General features: G+C 60.5%; 17 protein-coding genes. 14 read left to right on the top strand and 3 right to left on the bottom strand.

The features are described 5' to 3' along the window. Positions 1–163: 163 nt before the first annotated feature. The 3 genes from LCM31_RS05395 to gstA are packed head-to-tail and all read left to right on the top strand — an operon-like array spanning position 164 to position 2,231. Complete coding sequence (locus LCM31_RS05395; RefSeq protein WP_077407850.1) at positions 164–568, top strand: DoxX family protein; 405 nt, start codon at positions 164–166, stop codon at positions 566–568. A gap of 33 nt (positions 569–601) precedes the next feature. Next, positions 602–1,573, top strand: a complete 972-nt coding sequence (locus LCM31_RS05390; RefSeq protein WP_224868174.1) for a glutathione S-transferase family protein — start codon at positions 602–604, stop codon at positions 1,571–1,573. Positions 1,574–1,631: 58 nt separating this feature from the next. Then, positions 1,632–2,231 carry a glutathione transferase GstA gene (gstA, locus tag LCM31_RS05385; protein ID WP_224868173.1) on the top strand — a complete coding sequence of 200 codons (600 nt, stop codon included), beginning with the start codon at positions 1,632–1,634 and terminating at the stop codon, positions 2,229–2,231. A 9-nt stretch (positions 2,232–2,240) separates the two neighbouring features. On the opposite strand, the gene LCM31_RS05380 is transcribed toward gstA, so the two are convergent. Both LCM31_RS05380 and hexR read right to left on the bottom strand, forming a co-directional pair. Continuing rightward, entirely contained in the window at positions 2,241–3,485 is a 1,245-nt protein-coding gene (locus tag LCM31_RS05380) for a multidrug effflux MFS transporter (RefSeq protein ID WP_224868172.1), read from the bottom strand. Positions 3,486–3,723: 238 nt separating this feature from the next. Beyond that, positions 3,724–4,578 carry a transcriptional regulator HexR gene (gene hexR, locus LCM31_RS05375; protein ID WP_010130290.1) on the bottom strand — a complete coding sequence of 285 codons (855 nt, stop codon included), beginning with the start codon at positions 4,576–4,578 and terminating at the stop codon, positions 3,724–3,726. A 295-nt stretch (positions 4,579–4,873) separates the two neighbouring features. On the opposite strand from hexR, the gene uvrD reads away from it, so the two are divergent. Together uvrD and LCM31_RS05365 are read left to right on the top strand one after the other, a co-directional pair. After that, complete coding sequence (uvrD, locus tag LCM31_RS05370; RefSeq protein ID WP_224868171.1) at positions 4,874–7,090, top strand: DNA helicase II; 2,217 nt, start codon at positions 4,874–4,876, stop codon at positions 7,088–7,090. Between the two features lie 105 nt (positions 7,091–7,195). Further along, entirely contained in the window at positions 7,196–8,329 is a 1,134-nt protein-coding gene (locus LCM31_RS05365; protein ID WP_224868169.1) for a TRAP transporter substrate-binding protein, read from the top strand. 53 nt (positions 8,330–8,382) lie between these two features. Here LCM31_RS05365 and LCM31_RS05360 read toward each other — a convergent pair whose 3' ends face one another. Further along, complete coding sequence (locus LCM31_RS05360) at positions 8,383–8,772, bottom strand: acyl-CoA thioesterase (protein WP_077407834.1); 390 nt, start codon at positions 8,770–8,772, stop codon at positions 8,383–8,385. 210 nt (positions 8,773–8,982) lie between these two features. Between LCM31_RS05360 and LCM31_RS05355 the strand changes: the two genes are divergently transcribed. The 9 genes from LCM31_RS05355 to LCM31_RS05315 all read left to right on the top strand — a co-directional run bounded on the left by LCM31_RS05355 (position 8,983) and on the right by LCM31_RS05315 (position 18,716). Further along, entirely contained in the window at positions 8,983–9,360 is a 378-nt protein-coding gene (locus LCM31_RS05355) for a hypothetical protein (RefSeq protein ID WP_224868167.1), read from the top strand. A gap of 81 nt (positions 9,361–9,441) precedes the next feature. Further along, positions 9,442–10,731 (top strand): TolC family protein, encoded by a 1,290-nt coding sequence (locus LCM31_RS05350; protein ID WP_224868165.1) that lies wholly within the window; start codon positions 9,442–9,444, stop codon positions 10,729–10,731. Between the two features lie 18 nt (positions 10,732–10,749). After that, the gene (locus LCM31_RS05345) at positions 10,750–12,339 is read left to right on the top strand and encodes an efflux RND transporter periplasmic adaptor subunit (RefSeq protein WP_224868163.1); all 1,590 of its coding nucleotides are present in this window, start codon (positions 10,750–10,752) and stop codon (positions 12,337–12,339) included. Then, on the top strand, positions 12,336–15,467 hold the full coding sequence (locus LCM31_RS05340; RefSeq protein WP_224868161.1) for an efflux RND transporter permease subunit: 3,132 nt from the start codon (positions 12,336–12,338) through the stop codon (positions 15,465–15,467). The genes LCM31_RS05345 and LCM31_RS05340 overlap by 4 nt, the downstream gene beginning before the upstream one ends. Before the next feature lie 15 nt (positions 15,468–15,482). Further along, entirely contained in the window at positions 15,483–15,839 is a 357-nt protein-coding gene (locus LCM31_RS05335) for a copper resistance CopC family protein (protein WP_224868159.1), read from the top strand. 4 nt (positions 15,840–15,843) lie between these two features. Beyond that, positions 15,844–16,701: a copper resistance D family protein gene (locus LCM31_RS05330; RefSeq protein ID WP_224868157.1), complete on the top strand. Its 858-nt coding sequence runs from the start codon at positions 15,844–15,846 to the stop codon at positions 16,699–16,701. Between the two features lie 19 nt (positions 16,702–16,720). Next, positions 16,721–17,200, top strand: coding sequence for a YybH family protein (locus LCM31_RS05325; protein WP_224868155.1), 480 nt, complete (start codon positions 16,721–16,723; stop codon positions 17,198–17,200). A gap of 53 nt (positions 17,201–17,253) precedes the next feature. Continuing rightward, positions 17,254–17,970 (top strand): PepSY domain-containing protein, encoded by a 717-nt coding sequence (locus LCM31_RS05320; protein WP_224868153.1) that lies wholly within the window; start codon positions 17,254–17,256, stop codon positions 17,968–17,970. Continuing rightward, positions 17,967–18,716 (top strand): PepSY domain-containing protein, encoded by a 750-nt coding sequence (locus LCM31_RS05315; protein WP_224868152.1) that lies wholly within the window; start codon positions 17,967–17,969, stop codon positions 18,714–18,716. The genes LCM31_RS05320 and LCM31_RS05315 overlap by 4 nt, the downstream gene beginning before the upstream one ends. Positions 18,717–18,737 lie beyond the last annotated feature (21 nt).

The raw sequence follows: 18,737 nt of genomic DNA, 5'->3' as shown, positions 1-18,737 counted from the left end.
GCTTCCAATAATCCCTTCTGGGGAAACATCACGTCAAGGTCCGAAAAAATCGTAGATTCGTGCCGATAATTTGCGATTTTTGTTTCGAAAAGTCGAATTACACTGAACAGCGTTGTCACTCCATACACTTTCCGTCTCGACGGCTATTTACGAGGATTCTGCTATGCAAAACGGTGCACTATGTGATTTCGGCAAACTGATTGGGCGTATTCTTATTTCGGTGATGTTTATCGTTGCCGGCTACAGCAAGATTGGCGCCTACGCGGGTACCCAGGAATATATGGCGGCCGCGGGCGTGCCCGGCATTCTGTTGCCGCTGGTTATTCTGCTTGAGCTGGGCGGCGGCCTGGCGATTCTGTTCGGTTTCTTCACCCGCTGGGTAGCGCTGGCGTTTGCTGTCTTCTGCGCATTGAGCGCCTGGCTGTTCCATAACGTACCGGGTGACCAGATGCAGCAGATCATGTTTATGAAAAACATCACTATCGCCGGCGGCTTTCTGATCCTGGCGTGCGCCGGCGCGGGTAAATTCAGCTTTGATCACGCCATGGCGAAAGTGAAAAACCGCTGATCGCCAACCACAACCTCTACACGGAGCACAATCATGGGACTCTTGGTGAAAGGCGAGTGGAAAGATCGCTGGTATGAAACCGACAAAAGCGGTGGTGAGTTTGAGCGTGAAGCGGCGCAGCTGCGCAACTGGGTGACTGCCGACGGTAGTGCCGGCCCCAGCGGCGAGGGTGGCTTCCCGGCGGAAAAGGGCCGCTACCACCTGTACGTTTCCCTCGCCTGCCCCTGGGCGCACCGCACACTGGTCTTCCGCAAACTCAAAGGACTGGAAGACTACATCACTGTTTCCGTGGTCAGCCCCTACATGCACGAGCACGGCTGGACTTTTAATCAGGAGGAAGGCAGCAGCGGCGACGCGCTGTTTGGCAGCGAATTCCTGCACGAGGTTTACACCCGCAATCGCGGCGATTATTCCGGGCGGGTGACGGTGCCGGTGCTGTGGGACAAGCAGCGCAACTGCATCGTCAGCAACGAGTCGTCGGAAATCATCCGCATGTTCAATACTGCGTTCAACGATCTGACCGGAGATGACCAGGATTTCTATCCCGAGGATTTACGCGGCGATATAGACGCCACCAACGCGCTGGTATACGAAAACGTCAACAACGGCGTGTATCGTGCAGGCTTTGCCACCAGCAAAAAGGCCTACGAGGCGGCGTACCATCGCCTGTTCGAGGTACTGGAGCAGTTGGAGCGCCGCCTGGCGGACAATCGCTACCTCACCGGGGATCGCATCACCGAGGCGGACTGGCGGCTGTTTACTACACTGGTTCGGTTCGACCCGGTGTACCACGGCCACTTCAAGTGCAACAAGCAGCGTCTGGCGGATTATTCGAACCTGTGGGGGTATGTACGCGAGCTGTACCAGCGGCCCGGGGTCGCGGAAACGGTGGATTTCCACCATATCAAAACCCACTATTACGCCAGCCACCGGAACATTAATCCCACCGGCATTGTGCCCGTGGGTCCGGAGCTGGATTACGCGGCGCCCCACGGTCGCGGCTGAGGCGCGGTTCTGGAGCCGGGCGCGATAAACTCGATCAAAACCAGAAAAGGGAACTCTGATGAAGTTGTTTTATTCGCCCGGCGCCTGCTCGCTGTCGCCCCATATCGTTGCCTGCGAGGCGGGTATCGATCTGGAGCTGTGCAAGGTCAACCTGAAAACCAAGGAGATGGATGGCGGTGGCAATTTTGTCGAGGTCAACCCCAAGGGGCAGGTTCCGGCGCTGTTGCTCGAGGGCGGTGAATTGCTGACCGAAGGCCCGGCGGTCGTACAGTTTCTCGCTGAACAGAAACCAGAAAAAAACCTGACGCCACAATACGGCTCGCTCGCATACTATAGAGTACTGGAGTGGCTGACCTTTCTGGCCACCGAAGTCCACAAGACCTTCCTGCCGTTGTTCTGGGGTGGCACCGATGACGAAAAGGCGTTGGCCAGTAAAAAACTCGCCAAGCGCTTTCAGTATATCGAGGGCAATATGGCGGGTGATTACCTGTTGGGCGACGATTTCTGCATCGCCGATGCCTACCTGTTTACCGTGTATAACTGGTGCAAGTTTGTCGAAATCGACACCAGTGCCTGGCCGAAGCTCGCGGCGTTTGCCGCACGCATGTCCCAGCGCCCGGGTGTGCAGAAGGCGCTCAAGGCCGAGGGTTTGATTTAACCCGGGACGTCACTTTCTTTCTGATATCTCGATCGGCCGCCGCGCTTTCGCCACAAACAGCACCAGGCACAGCGCGGCGGCCGAGCAGCACAACATCCCCGCCGCAATCGGCACCAGGGTGCCGGTGTGCACCGCGCTCACGGTGCCACCAAGTACCCCACCAAAGATAAACAGCGACGCGCCGAACAACGCATTGGCGGTGCCGCTGATCGAGGGGAAGAACTCCAGGTAACAGGCCGCCGAATTGGGTGTAATCAGGCCGATGGTGGCCATCGCCAGTACCAACGGAATCATCCACGCCAACAGCGGTTGCTGCGCGCCGTAGTAGAGAGTGCTGGCCAGCAACAAGGCACAGAACACCAGTTGCAGCGCGATACCCGCCAGCAGGATCTGACGGGGCTCGAAGACTTTCAGCAGACGGATATTCAGCTGCACGAGGATCACCAGGCCCAATACGCTGCTGCCGAACAGAATTGGGAAGGTTTGCGGGCTGACTCCGAAATGCTCCATAAACACAAACGGCGCGGTGGTGATGTAGATGAACATGCAGCCGCTGATAAATGCCTGTCCGAACAAGAAGCCCAGTGCCCGTGGGGTGCGAAAAATCTCCGCGTAGCCCTGAAACATACTGTGCGGGGACTGGCGCTGGCGCCGCGCACGGCGAAAGCGCGACACGGTTTCCGGCAGAATGCCGCGTACCAGCACCATCATGGCCAAGCCATATACCAGCAGGAAGATAAAGATCGCTTGCCAGTTGCCAAAGGTCAGCAGGGTGGAACCGATCACCGGTGCTACCATCGGTGCAATCAGCATCATGGTGGCAATCAGCGACATGATGCGTGCGGCCTCGCGGCCGTGGTACAGGTCGCGCACGATGGCGCCGCAAATCACCGTGGCAAACCCGCCGCCTGCGGCCTGGAAGAAGCGCAGCGCCACCAGCATTTCCACGCTGTTGGCAAATAGAATCAGCGTGGTGCTGACGATAAACACGCTAAGGCCAATGGTGCCCACCAGAATACGCCCCCAGCGGTCCGACAGTGGGCCACCAAACAGCTGTCCCAAGGCAAAGCCCAGCAGATAGCTGGAAACCGAGTGCTGCACCTGTGCGACTTCCACGCCCAACGCGACCGCCATCGCGGGAATCGCCGGCAGATAGGTGTCGATGGCAAACGGGGTCAGCGCGACCAGCGCGGCGAGACAGGGAGCGAGCCAGCGCGGCGGGCGGCCGTCGGCGTCGAAGAAATTCGGGGGCATAACAAACCGGTAAATAGGGAAACTACGGGTACAGCGGCAACGCCTGTGGGAGCCCGCGAGCCGATGCTCAAAGCATAGTTATCGGCAGATATTGCCTGCGGGCGGCGGCATAGTAGCGGGCGCGCCCGGCAGATGCCATGGGTGCTGGGGAATATGCGGTGAGTAGTTTTCTAGTAAGGCGGGATAAGCGCTGCCAAGAGCAGCGCGTTCACAGCAGATAGCCGCTTTTTGTACTCTTTTAGTGCTTTTCTTCGCGCAAATTGTACAGGCCCTGCTTCAGCTTCAGCAGGTGTTCCTGCAGCTGCGGGCCCTTGCGCTGGGCCACGCCGATGGCGAGCACGTCGATCACCACCAGGTGGGCGATACGCGAGGACAGTGGGGTGTAGAGTTCGATGTCTTCCTCCACATCCACTTCCAGCGGAATGCTGGATTGGCGGGTCATGGGTGAGCCGCTGGGGCCGAGGCCAATCACCGTGGCGCCCTGCTGCTTGGCCATTTCCATGGAACGTAGCAGCGAGGAGGTGCGGCCGCTCTGGGAAATGGCAACCACCACGTCGCCGGGCTGCATGCTCATGGCGGACATGCTCTGCATATGGTGATCGGAGTGGGCCGCGGTGGCCATCTGCAGGCGGAAGAACTTGTGCTGGGCATCGGCGGCAACGGCACCGGAGGCGCCAAAGCCAAAGAATTCCACGCGCTTGGCGGCGGCGATGGCGGAAATTGCCGCTTCCAGGGCGCGCCCGTCAATCTTGTCGCGCACGTTCAGCAGGGTATCGACGGTAGAGTCGAACACCTTGCGCTTGTATTCGGCGATGGAGTCGGTTTCGGTGACCGCGATCTGGCCAAAACTCGGGCTGGAAGCCAGCTGCTGGGCCAGGTTCAGCTTGAATTCCTGGAAGCCGGAGCAGCCCACGGCGCGGCAGAAGCGCACCACGGTCGGTTCGCTCACCTGTGCTTCAGTGGCGAGATCGACAATACGCATATGAATGATTTCGCCCGGATTGGCGAGGATATATTCCGCAACCTTGCGCTCTGATTTGCGCATGGAACTCAGCTGCTCGCTGATTTTTTGCGTGACTTCCGCTGGCTTCACGACAACACCTTCTATGGTTCAAGTTGTGCAGTTTAGCGGCATGGCTCGGTGCTGGCGAGTGTTGGTGTTGCTTGATCGTGCTCTCGTGGCGGCACTGCCGCCGGGTATGCCTGTGCGAGCACGGGCTAGGCGCCCCCCCTAAACCCATCCCTGGGGGCTCTTCCGCGAGGTCCCTCTCGCGGAAGGTCTCGCACAGGCATACCCGACACCAGCACCTTATCGTCGACCAATGTTGATCCGAAAAACCTGTTCATATAAACAGGTGAATGGCACTTCCTCTGATACAATCCGCCCCATGGACGTATCTGAACTTTTAGACCCCCTCAACGACCCCCAGCGCGAAGCCGTGGCCGCGCCTCCGGGCAATCAATTGGTTCTGGCCGGTGCCGGCTCGGGCAAGACCCGCGTGCTGGTGCACCGTATCGCCTGGCTGATGCAGGTGGAGGGGGCGTCGCCCTACTCCATTATGGCGGTGACCTTTACCAACAAGGCGGCGCGCGAGATGCGCGGGCGTATCGAGGAGCTGCTCGGGGTAAACACCTTTGGCATGTGGGTGGGTACCTTCCACGGCCTCGCCCATCGGTTGCTGCGTGCGCACTGGCAGGAAGCGAAGCTGCCGCAGAATTTCCAGATTCTCGATTCCGACGATCAGCTGCGCCTGATCAAACGGGTGCAGAACGAGCTGGGCCTCGACGAGAAGAAGTGGTCACCGCGGGAATCCCAGTGGTGGATAGGCGCGCAGAAGGATGAGGGAATTCGCCCCCAGTATATTCAGCTGACCGGCGATCCCTGGCTGCAGACCATGGTGCGTATCTACAGCGCCTATGAAGAGGCCTGCCAGCGCGCCGGCGTGGTGGACTTTGGCGAGCTGCTGCTGCGCGCCCACGAACTGCTGCTGAACAACGACGGCATCCTCGCGCATTACCGCCGCCGCTTCCCGTTTATCCTGGTGGACGAATTCCAGGATACCAATACCATTCAATACGCGTGGCTGCGCCTGCTCGCTGGCGACCAGTGTGCCATTACCGCGGTGGGTGATGACGACCAGTCCATTTACGGTTGGCGCGGTGCCAAGATTGAGAATATCCAGCACTTCGAAGCGGATTTGAAGGACGTGCAGACGGTGCGCCTGGAGCAGAACTACCGCTCCACCAGCACCATCCTGAACGCCGCCAATGCGGTTATCGCACACAACTCCGGCCGCCTCGGCAAACAGCTGTGGACCGAGGGCGACAAGGGCGAGCCGATTTCCCTGTATTCCGCCTACAACGAACAGGACGAGGCGCGCTTTATTGTCGAGCGCATTCAGGACTGGGTGCGCGACGGTAACCGCCGCGACAGCATTGCCATTTTGTACCGTTCCAACGCCCAGTCGCGGGTGCTGGAAGAAGGCCTGTTGCGTGAGCAGGTGCCCTACCGCATTTACGGTGGCCAGCGCTTCTACGAGCGCATGGAAATCAAGAATGCGCTGTCCTACATGCGCCTGATGACCAACCGCCACGATGACACCTCATTCGAGCGGGTCGTCAACACGCCCACGCGCGGCATCGGTGCGCGCACCGTGGATACGGTGCGGGCGTTCGCCCGTGAGCACGGCTGTTCCCTGTGGAGCGCCGCAGAAAAAATGCTGCAGCAAAAGGTGCTTGCCGCCCGCGCCGGCAATGCGCTGGCGAATTTCCTCAGCCTGATCGACGCGCTGGACGAAGAGAGCACCGACAAGACCCTCGACCATATCGCCGAGCTGGCCATCGAGCAGACCGGTCTGATCGAATTCCACGGCAAGGAAAAAGGTGAGAAGGGCCAGACTCGCGTGGAGAACTTGCAGGAACTGGTCAGCGCCTGCCGCGGCTTCGACGGTATTCCCACCGCCGATGCCGACGGCGAAACGGTAGACGAGGAGGAAACCCCCCTGCTCAACCAGTTCCTCGACAGTGCCGCACTGGATGCCGGCGAAGGTCAGGCGGACGAGTTTGAAGATGCGGTGCAGTTAATGACACTGCACTCCGCCAAGGGCCTGGAATTCCCGCTGGTATTTATGGCCGGTGTGGAAGAAAACCTGTTCCCGCACAAAATGTCGGCTCAGGAGCCGGGGCGCATGGAGGAAGAGCGTCGCTTGTGTTACGTGGGTATTACCCGCGCCATGCGGAAGCTGTACATCACCTACGCGGAAAGCCGTCGCCTGTTCGGCAGCGAGACTTACAACAAGCCGTCGCGGTTTGTGAGCGAGATTCCGGTGGAGTATATCCACGAGGTGCGCCTGAAAACCGAAATCTCCAAACCGCTGTTCCAGCCTAATTATGGGCGAGTGGGCCAGTTCTCCGATCCGGCCCCGGAGTTCGACGATGACCTGCCTCCGCTGGCACTGGGCGGCCGTGTGGATCACGCCAAGTTCGGCGAAGGCACCGTCGTGCAGTTCGAGGGCTCCGGCCCGCGCGCGCGCGTACAGGTCAACTTCGACGACGCCGGTAGCAAATGGCTGGTAGTATCCATGGCCAAGCTGCAGCCGCTGTAAGTTCTTCTAATAGCGTTGAGTGCTGAAAACTAGGGTGCGTGAACCCGCATCCACCACCCCGGGCCAGATGCCCGGGGCCAATACACAATAAAAACTCAAACGGACATGAAAAAAATAAACTGGTATCCCCCCGTTATCTTGGGCCTGCTTGCCCTGTTGGTGCTGACGTTTGGCAGCCTGGTGATTTCCCGCTCGGATCAAGAGCACACCGTTACCGCGCTGGAAAATGCCGGCCAGCAGAGCTTTGAGTGGAAGATGGTTACCACCTGGCCGAAGAACTTCCCCGGCCTTGGCAGCGCCCCCGAGCGCTTTGCCAAGAACGTGGATGCCATGTCCAACGGCCGCCTGAAGATCAAGGTGTTTGGTGCCGGTGAGCTGGTGCCCGCCATGGGCGTGTTCGGTGCGGTATCCAGCGGTGCGGCGGAGGCCGGCCATGGTGCGGCCTATTACTGGAAAGGCAAAATCCCCGCGGCCCAGTTTTTTACCGCGGTGCCGTTTGGCCTGAATGCCCAGGAAATGAATGGCTGGCTGCACTACGGCGGCGGCCTCGAACTGTGGGAAGAACTCTACGAGCCGTTTGACCTGATCCCCATGGCCGGCGGCTCCACCGGTGTGCAGATGGCGGGCTGGTTTAACAAGGAAATCAATTCCGTCGACGACCTGAAGGGCCTGAAGATGCGTATCCCGGGTCTCGGTGGCGAAGTCCTGAACCGCGCCGGCGGTACTGCGGTAACCATTCCCGGTGGTGAACTGTATACCGCACTGCAAACCGGCGTGATCGATGCCACCGAATGGGTTGGCCCCTACAACGACCTCGCCTTCGGCTTCCACCAGATCGCCAAATACTATTACTACCCGGGCTGGCACGAGCCGGGCTCGGTGCTGGAAATCCTGATCAACAAAACCGCATTCGAGAAACTGCCAGAAGACCTGCAGGCCATCGTGCGTGTCGCCGCGCGCGATGCCAACCAGGATATGCTGGACGAATACACCGCGCGCAATAACCGCGCCCTCAAGGAGCTGGTGGAAGAGCACGGTGTGGAGCTGCGCAAATTACCGGACGAGGTAATCGCGCACCTGAAGGAAATCAATCAAGGCATCATGCAGGAAACCGCGGCCAAAGATCCGCAGTTCAATCGGGTGTATGAGGCCTTCCAGGATTTTGAAGCGCAGGTAATTCCGTATCACCGGATTAGTGAAGAGGCGTACTACAAGACGCGCGAAATCAATCAGCATTAAAAAAGGGGCCGTTTGGCCCCTTTTTTGTCATTTTTTAACGGCTTCTGCGAAGCTTACGGCAGCGGGCGGGTGCGGCCGCGGTCGTCAATGGCCACAAACACAAACTCGCCTTCGGTCACTTTTACCTGCTCACCGGTGTCTACCCGGGTTAGCCAGACTTCGACCAGTGTTTTGATGGAGGAGCGGCCTACTTCCACCGCTTCGGCGTAACAGCTTACCGTGGAGCCAACCGGTACCGGGCGCAGGAATACCATGCTGCCGACGGCGACGGTGGTCACGCGGCCGCGGGCAATGCCCTGGGCGAGGATGGCACCGGCGACGTCCATCTGCGACATCAGCCAGCCGGCAAAAACGTCTCCCTGGGGGTTGGTATCCCGAGGCATGGACTGGGTCTGCAGGGTCAGGGTTCCGCTTGGTTGCGGTTCTTCATCAATGGCGGACATCACGGGTGCTCACAAATTCTTAGACTTATTGGCCCGGCGGTGGATTTTCGGTCACCGTCATCGGGTGGCGCATTCTAACACAAACTGCGTACTAATTAGCCAGTGCAGTTCGATAGTCTTTTTTGTTTTGCGAATGGATACATCGGGCACCCACCCTTCGTTCTGGGCGGGGACTTGCTGGTTTCCCGCTTGGTCTCTTAGAATTAGTCCATGCGGAAATTGGTCCTAATCGTGATTGTGTGGGGTTTCGCCTTCCAGAGCTTGGCGCTGGGGATGAGTCCTGCCTGCGACCCGGGTGCCGATTCCCACGCAGAACACGCCATGATGATGGGCAGCGCGGAGCATGTTGCGAGCGACATGCCTGACAACGATCACCATAATATGCCGTGTTGCGAAGAGTCCGGCGACAACACGTCGGCGGAACTCTGCCAGTTGACTTGCGCTGTCGGCGGTTGCGGCGCGGCTGCACCCCTGGCACAGGAATGGTTGAGCACCGGACCTGCGGCTGCCGCACTGTTCCAATCTATTTCCCCCTCCCCCCTCGCTGCATCGCAGCGCAACCTGCTGCGCCCCCCCATAAGCGCCTGATGCTTCTCCATCAGCACCTTTTTTGGCGCTGAATCCTACGGTCGGAGCTTCGACCAGACATCAGACAGACAGGATTACTCCATGGGATATGCATTGCGTGCTCTGGGCCCCCTGGTCCCAGCGCTGCTGATTTGTGCGTTTGCCCTGCCCGCGCGGGCGCAACTGACCCTCGATAGCGCCATCCAACTCGCGCAACAGCAGGATCCACAGACTGCGGCCGCTCTGGCCGCCGCTGATGCGGCGGCGGAAACCGCCGTGGCGGACGCCCAGTGGGCAGACCCGATGTTAAGGCTGGGGATTGCCAACCTGCCCACCGACACCTTCGCTTTTGACGATCAGCCGATGACCCAGAAAGTCATTGGTATCAGCCAGAAGCTGCCCCGCGGGGATTCCGCGATACTCGCCCGCGAGCGCGGTACTAATACTGCAGAGGCCGGTTATGCGGGTGCCGCAGACATGGAACTGGTGCTCGCACGAGACGTGGCGCTGGCCTATCTCGCCGTGGCAGAGCAGCTGCGGGTGCGTGAACTGCTGGCGAAGAACCGTCGCTGGATGCAGGAGCTGGTGGGCTACAACCGCGCGCGCCTGGCCAGCGCGCAGATCCAGTCCCAGCAGCTGTTGCAGTCGCAGCTGGCACTGGCGCGACTGGACGATCGCATTGCCGCGGTGGAGGGCGAGATCCATCGCGCCCGCGGCACCCTCAGCCGCTGGATTGGCGATGCTGCCTGGGGCGCGCTCGATCCAGCACCGCCGGCTTGGCGGAATACCCGCGACTGGCTGGTGGGGCAGTCACTGCCGGTGCCGATGGTGCTGGTAGAGCAGCATCCGGCGGTGGCGGCCAGCAGTGCCCGCGTGGCTGCAGAGCGGGCCAATGTGGCACTGGCCCAGGAGGCCTACAAGCCCCAGTTCGGTGTCGACTTCAGTTACGGCCAGCGCGAGCGGACCCCCATGAGTGATGGCTCAGACTTCGCCAGTGTGATGGTGTCGTTCGATGTACCGCTGTTCCGCCAGAATCGTCAGGACCGCCGACTCGCCGCCAGCCGTGCACGCGAGAGCGCGGGCATCCTGCAGCGCCAAAGCCTGTTGCGTCAGTTGCACGCCGAGCTGAACGCGGCCGTGGCCATGGCCCAGACGCTGGAGCGCCGCCGCACGGAGTACCGTGAGTACCTACTGCCGCAGGCGGAAGCTACCGCAGACGCAGTGCTGCGGGGCTACGCCAGCAATACCGCGGATCTGGAAGCGGCCATCGCCGCGCGCATGGACGACATCGAGACCCAGATCAGCGCCGCGCAGCTCACCTACGGCTACTTCAGCGCTCTGGCCCGTATCCGCTACTTCCGCGCCGTCGACCTCGACGCCAGCCTCAAATAATCATCGGTTCGCAAAGTTATGAACAAAGTATCGATCGTCGCGCTCGCCATCATCGCCCTGGTAGTCGGCATTTTCATGGGGCGTGGACTGCCTGGTGGTGACGACAACACCGATGGCGCTCGTGGAGAAAAGAAAATTCTCTACTGGGTCGCGCCCATGGACCCCAACTACCGCCGCGACGGCCCCGGCAAGTCACCCATGGGCATGGATCTGGTACCTGTCTACGAGGGCGACGAGGGTGAAGCCAAACCGGGCACTGTATCCATTGCTCCCGAGGTGGAAAACAATCTGGGTGTGCGCACCGCCGTGGCGGAGAAAGGCCCGGTGAATATCGAAGTGGACACCGTAGGCCTGGTGCAGCTGGACGAGGACAAGCTCCATCACGTGCACACCCGTCTGAGCGGCTGGGTGCACAAGAGCTGGGTTAAGGCAGTGGGCGACCGTGTGCGCAAAGGCCAGCCAATGGTGGCGATCTACTCGCCGGAGCTGGTGAAGGCGCAGAGTGAACTGGTCGCAGCGCTCGAGAGTGGCAACCGCACCCTGATCGAGGCAACCCGCGAGCGCTTGGACAGTCTCGGTGTCCCCACCGAGCAGGTGCGCGCTCTGGATAAATCCCGGCAGGTGCGCCAGACCATCACCCTTTACTCGCCTACCGATGGTTACGTAAACGAATTTTCCGCCCGCGACGGTATGTATATCACTCCCGCCACCACCCTGATGAGTATCGGCCCGCTGGACACCGTGTGGGTGGAGGGGGAGCTGTTCCCGAAGCAAGGTGCGCAAGTGCAGGTGGGTGATACTGCCACCCTGCAGGGTGACTTTGCCCCCGGCCGCACCTGGATCGGCAAACTCGTGCACATACTCCCGGATCTGGATCCCAAGACCCGTACTCTGCGTGTGCGAGTGCTGGTGGACAATCCGGACAAATCCCTGCGCCCGGGCATGTTTGTGCGTCTGCAGTTCGAAGGAAGGAAGATCAATGCCCTGACGGTGCCGCGCAGCGCGCTGATCCGCACCGGTGACATGGACCGGCTGGTGATTGCCGAGGGCGACGGCCGTTACCGCTCGGTGCGTGTGCGGGTGGGCCGCGAGCTGGGCAAGTGGGTGGAAATCCTCGCCGGACTTGAATCCGGTACCAAGGTGGTTACCTCGGCCCAGTTTCTGTTGGACTCAGAATCCAGCATTAGCGCCGACCTTGAGCGTATCGAGGGCGAAGGCGGCGCTAACGGCAGCAAAAAATCAGTAAACAATGAAACTGCGTGGGCCGAGGCCAGGGTGCTCAGTATGCCTGACGACAACCACTACGCACGCCTCGAGCACGGCCCGGTACCGGCGTGGGATTGGCCCGGCATGGTGATGGGTTTCCACATAGCGGAAGCCGCGCAACAGGCGTTGCGCGAGGCTCTGGAAAGCGGCGCGCCAGTGCGGGTGCAGATGCGCCAGCGCGATGATGGCAAGTACGAGGTGATTGCCACGCGCGCTTTGGCCGGTAGTTCCCTGACGCCGGGACACCAGGGCCATGAGCACATGGAACACTCGGAGATGGATCACGGCGACATGAACCACGATGAGATGGATCATTCCGAACCGCAGGAGCCGCAGAAATGATCGCACGTATCATCCACTGGTCCCTGCACAACCGCGCGCTGGTGCTGATCGGCGCGGTGGTGCTGACCCTCGCCGGTCTCTATAGCCTGCGCAACACGCCGGTGGATGCGCTGCCGGATCTCTCCGATGTGCAGGTGATCGTCAAAACCAGCTACCCCGGCCAGGCGCCACAGGTGGTGGAAGACCAGATTACCTATCCCCTGACCACCGCGATGTTGAGTGTGCCCGGTGCGCACACGGTGCGCGGGTATTCGTTTTTTGGTGATTCCTATGTCTATGTCATTTTCGACGACGATGTGGACCTCTACTGGGCAAGATCCCGAGTGCTGGAATACCTGAGCCAGGTGGCCCCGCGGCTTCCCGCCGCTGCCCGCTCGGAACTGGGCCCGGATGCCACCGGTGTGGGCTGGATCTACAGCTACACCCTGGTGGACCGCAGCGGCAAACATGACCTGGCACAACTGCGCTCGCTGCAGGACTGGTTCCTCAAGTACGAGCTGCAGACTCTGCCCGGGGTGTCCGAGGTGGCCACCGTGGGCGGTATGGTGCGACAGTACCAGGTGCAGGTAGACCCGTTGCGCTTGCGCGCCTATGACCTCACTCTGGCCCAGGTGCAGGCGGCCATCGAGCGTGGCAACCGTGAATCCGGCGCCTCAGTGGTGGAAATGGCAGAAGCCGAATACATGGTGCGCGCCAGCGGCTATATCCAAAGCGTCGAAGACCTGCGTCAGCTGCCGCTGCTGGTGAATAATAGTGGTACCCCGCTGCTGCTGCGGGATGTGGCGGATGTGCATCTGGGACCACAAATGCGTCGCGGCCTCTCGGAACTCAATGGCGAGGGCGAGGCAGTTGGCGGCGTCATCGTGATGCGCTTTGGCGAGAACGCGCGCGCGGTCATCGATCGCGTGCGTAACCGGCTCGACGAATTACAGCGCAGCCTGCCTGAGGGGGTCGAAATCGTCCCCACTTACGACCGCAGTGAGCTGATCGACAGCGCGGTGGAAAACCTGTGGCACAAGCTGTTGGAAGAATTCATTGTGGTGGCGCTGGTGTGCGCGCTGTTCCTGTTCCACTTGCGCTCGTCGCTGGTGATTGCCATCAGTTTGCCGCTGGGTATCATCGGCGCTTTTATTGTGATGCACCTGCAGGGGATCAACGCCAACATCATGAGCCTTGGCGGTATTGCCATCGCCATTGGCGCTATGGTGGATGGTGCCATCGTGATGATCGAAAACCTGCATAAGCATATGGAGCGCACCCCGCTCACGGATGAGAACCGTTGGCAAGTCGTCGGTGAGGCTGCGAGTGAAGTGGGGCCGCCGCTGTTCTTCAGCCTGCTGATCATCACCCTCAGTTTCCTGCCTGTGTTTGCACTGCAAGGTCAGGAGGGGCGTCTCTTTGCGCCGCTGGCCTATACCAAGACCTACGCCATGGCAGTGGCTGCGGGTCTTGCCATCACCCTGGTGCCGGTGCTGATGGGCTATCTGGTGCGCGGTAACGTGAAGCCGGAACAGGCCAACCCGATCAACCGCGCGTTTACCGCCGTCTACCGCCCCGCCCTGGAACTGGCAATCCACCACCCGTTACTCGTCGTCTTTGCCGCACTGGTGTTGCTTGCCAGCGCGCTGTACCCCCTGTCCCGCACCGGCAGTGAGTTTATGCCGCCGCTGGACGAGGGTGACCTGATGTATATGCCCAGCACCCACCCCGGCATCTCCATCGGTAAGGCCCGCGAACTGTTGCAGCAGACGGACAAGATGATCATGCAGGTACCGGAAGTGGCTCAGGTGTGGGGCAAGATGGGGCGCGCGGAAACCGCCACCGACCCGGCACCCCTGACCATGGTGGAGACCATTATCCGCTTCAAGCCCCGCGATCAGTGGCGCGAGGGCATGACTTCGGAAAAACTGCGCGCGGAGCTGGACGCAGCGGTGCAGTTACCCGGGGTCACCAACGCCTGGGTGATGCCTATCAAGACCCGCATCGACATGCTGGCCACCGGGATCAAGACTCCCGTGGGCATCAAGGTGGCCGGTGCCGACCTGCACCAGATCGAGCAAATCGCCACCCGGCTGGAATCTCTGCTGAAAAATGTGCCTGGCACCGCGTCGGTATTCGCCGAGCGCGTGGAGGGTGGCCGCTATATCGATATCGACATCGACCGCAGCGCCGCCGCACGTTACGGCCTGAACATCCAGGACGTGCAGACGGTTATCGATACCGCGGTGGGCGGCAAAAAGGTGGGCGAAACCACCGAGGGTCTGGAGCGTTACCCGATCAACATGCGTTATCCACAGGCATGGCGAGATTCGCCCGAGAGCCTGCGTGGCTTGCCACTGGTCGCCCCCAACGGCACCCACCTGAGCCTGGGTGACGTGGCCACCATCGAAGTGCAGAGCGGTCCGCCGATGATCAAGACCGAGAACGCCCGCCCCAATGGCTGGATCTACATCGACATAGCTGACCGCGACCTGGGTTCCTGGGTGGCGGAGGCGCAACAGTTGGTGGACGACGAGCTGGAGCTGCCGCCCGGCTATTCCCTGGCGTGGTCCGGACAGTATGAATATATGGAGCGCGCCCGCGAGCGCCTGAGTCTGCTGTTACCCATCACCCTCGGCATCATCGTGCTGTTGCTGTACTTCAGCTTCCGCCATGTAGGCGAGGTGCTGATCATCATGGGCACCCTGCCAATGGCGCTGATCGGCGGCCTGTGGCTACTGTACTGGCTCGACTTCAACCTTTCGGTCGCGGTCGGCGTAGGTTTTATTGCGCTGGCTGGGGTGGCGGTAGAGATCGGTGTGATCATGCTGGTCTACCTCAACCAGGCCTGGAAACAGGTGCAGACCGATTGTGAGGCTGCTGACCACAAGCCAACGCAGGAAGACCTGCGCAATGCCATCCGCTACGGCGCCGGTCAGCGCATGCGCCCGGTACTGATGACCACCGCCACCGTATTTATCGGCCTGGTGCCGGTAATGATTGGCTCCGGGGTTGGTTCGGAGGTGATGCAGCGGATTGCTGCGCCGATGGTGGGGGGTATGGTCAGTGCCATGCTGCTGACCTTGATCGTGCTGCCCGCCGTCTACCGTTTGTGGAAGTCGCGAACGCTGCAAAACCAAATTAGTTAATACCGGAGCTTACTTATGAAAAATATCCTTATCGCTGTTTTCTCTCTACTGCTGGGGCTGGCGTCATTACAGGCCGCGGCACACGCAAAGCTCGTCGAAAGCGTGCCGGCGGACGGGAGCATGCTGCAGCAGAGCCCGGCGGCCCTGAGCCTGACATTCAACAAGCCGGTGCGCCTGGTCAAGCTGATACTGAGCGCCGAACAACACGGCAACATCGATTTTTCCTTCCAGCCGGCAAGGGTGCCGAGCGCCGCGCTCGAGTTTGCGCTGCCCAAACTAGCGGTGGGCAATTACAAGGTCGAGTGGGTTGCCATGGGCGCTGATGGTCACAAGATGAGCGGCAGTTTCCAGTTTATGCAGCACGTGAATTAATCCATTGGGGAGCTGGGAGTGGCTGCAGCTGGCCACCAAGAGCCTCTATTACGCGAGTTTCGCGTTGCTGGCAGGCGGCATGTTGGTGCATGCGATAGCGCCTTCCGCAAGGTCACTGTGCCAGCGCTACCTGCTGTCCGGGGCTATTGGGGGCCTCTTTGCGGCCAGCGGGTTTTTCTTCGCCCAGGTTGGCAGCTTTGCCGGCGCCGGAACAAGCGGTGCGGTAGACCCGTTTTATGTGGGGATGCTGTGGGATTTCGGCAGTGGCGACGCTTTGGCGCTACGAATAGTCGGATTTTTGCTGGCGGCCCTCGGTGTATTTTTAACTGATCGCGCCAGACCGGCGATACCCTGGCTGGTGCTGGCTGGGGTGCTGCTCAATGGTGTGAGTTTTACCGTCACCGGGCATGGCGCCGAGGCGGATCTTGCCGGCAAGGCTGTCCTGCTGCTGCATGCGCTGGCAGGCGCGACCTGGATGGGCGCGCTACTACCGCTGTGGCGCTTGTGCTATGTGCTGGAAACGACTGCCTTGGTCCGGGTTATGCAACGGTTCGCCAGTTTCATGGCCTGGGTTCTGGCGCTGCTGTTGGCCTGCGGTGTGTATATGGCATTTCGTCTTGGCGGCACAGAGGTGTTGTGCCTGAACGATGGCTGGAGCCTAGCCCTGTGTGCCAAGTTATTGCTGGTGGCGTGTCTGTTGCTGGTTGCGGCAGTTAATCGCTGGCGCCTTGTGCCGCGCCTGGCCACAAGCCAGGGCCACAGGCCACTCGCGTTCGCGTTATTACTGGACAGTTTCCTGGCAGTCACGGTGCTACTGTGTACCGCTTATCTCACTACACTTGTTGGTCCTCCGGAGCATTGATTTAATTTGGAAAATAACTATGAAAATCGAATTACTTCGCACAGCGGCTTTCATTTTTTGCCTGACAATTGCGCCCCCGCTGGCTGCACATGGCGAAGACAAACAGCGGCAGACCCCGAACTTGTTCGGCGGCATGGACACTGACGCGGGCAAGGTCGTGACTGGATTTCACAAAGCGCTCCGCAGCGGTGATGAGCAAACACTTCGGGAGCACTTACATAACGACGTCTTGATTTTTGAAGGTGGCAAGGCAGAGCGCTCGCTGGAGGAATATGCGAGCCATCACATGAAATCCGATATCAAGTTTCTAAAGCAGCTGCAGGTTGAGCAGCTGGAGCTGCAGGTAACCCAGCGCGGAGAGATGGCATGGTCAGCTGGTCGCACACGCTCGACCGGTGAATACAAGGGCCGAAAAATGGATATCAGCGGAATGGAGTCCCTGGTTTTGCGCAAAGTCGAAGGGCAGTGGAAAATCGTATACATCCACTGGTCACACTAGAGCGAGACGCCGAGGAAGCATGCCCAGAATAACTATTACAAACGGGGGCGATGATGAAAGCGGCCGCTTTTATTCGCAAATTGCATAAGTGGGTCTTCCTGCTGATCAGTGTGCAGGCACTGCTATGGGCACTGAGTGGCTTCTACATGGTGGTGGTGGACCTGGACTTTATCCACGGCGACCACCTGGTAAAAAACCAGCGGGAGCCGCTGCCAGCGGTAACGCCGGTCGCCGCTGAATCGGTGCTGGCCGGTTTTGGCCGGGTGGACTCGGTCAGCCTGCGGGCCATTCAGGGCCGGCCCTATTACCTGGTGCGGGCCGATGGCAGCAGCTACCGCTTTGACGCTGGCACCGGCACACCGGTAGCAGAGCTGGATGCGCAGGCGGCGAAGGCGCTGGCCCGGTACTATTACAACGGTGACGCCCTGCCCCGTCGCACACAGCTGATTACGGAAAACCCACCGCAGGAAATTCCGGCACGCATCCTGCCGGTGTGGCGCGTGGATTTTGCAGATCGCTACGGCACCAGTCTGTACATAGACCCGGTAAGCGCACAGCTGGTCACCCGCCGGCACGATTACTGGCGTCTGTTCGATTTCCTGTGGATGTTGCACATCATGGACTACGAGGCGCGCGAAGACGTGCACAACAACCTGCTGCGCTTCGTGGCCTTGCTCACTTTTGCCGGAACGGCTACCGGTTTCGCCCTGCTGTACTTCCGCTTCAGGCCACGCCGGCCGCGACGCAAGCTTCAGGAGGTGGGCGCATGAAAGCGACATTACTGAAACTGCACAAGTGGCTGAGCCTGCTGGTGGGGCTGCAGCTGGCCATCTGGTTGGTGAGCGGGCTCGGCTTTAGCCTGCTGGATGGGCAGATCGTTTCCGGCCGCCACCTCGCTGAACACCAGCCACAGCAATCTCTGCAGCAGCCGGTGGCCGCCTACGGCCAGGCCGCGCTACTGCAGAAATATACCCGGGGTAGTGTGCTGGACCTACAGCTGCGCCGCCTGCACGGGCGCGACCTGTATCGGGTCCAAACATTGGCTGGCGTGGAGCTGCGGGATGCGACCAGTGGTGCACTGGTTGATGTGGATGCGGCGATGGCGCTTGCCGTCGCGAGACGGGATTACGCCGGTGCTGATGCCCTGCTGGGTACACCGGAATACCTCCCGGCGGCCGGGCTGGAGGCGCGCAAGCACCGCGGCCCGATATGGCGGGTACCGGTGGCGGATACCTTCAATACCACGCTCTACGTTTCCGCTGAGGACGGCCGGGTGCTGGAGCGGCGCAACGACTACTGGCGCCTGTTCGATGTGCTGTGGATGCTGCACATCATGGATTACAGCGAGCGCCAGGACTTCAACAATCCGCTGCTCATCGGGGTCGGGTTCGCCACCCTGTGGCTGGTGCTGTCCGGAGTCTGGCTGTTGTTCTACCGGGTCAGCCGCCGGGATTTTCGCTGGCTGGCGCTCGCCCGCCGCAGCCGACCGCGCAGCGGGCATGCGCGGCAGGCATGATGGGAATGTCCGGTGTAGCGA

Source organism: Microbulbifer agarilyticus (genome assembly GCF_020171345.1).
In the GTDB taxonomy this organism is placed as follows: Bacteria; Pseudomonadota; Gammaproteobacteria; order Pseudomonadales; family Cellvibrionaceae; genus Microbulbifer; species Microbulbifer agarilyticus_D.
This window is presented reverse-complemented; position numbering and strand designations above follow the sequence as displayed.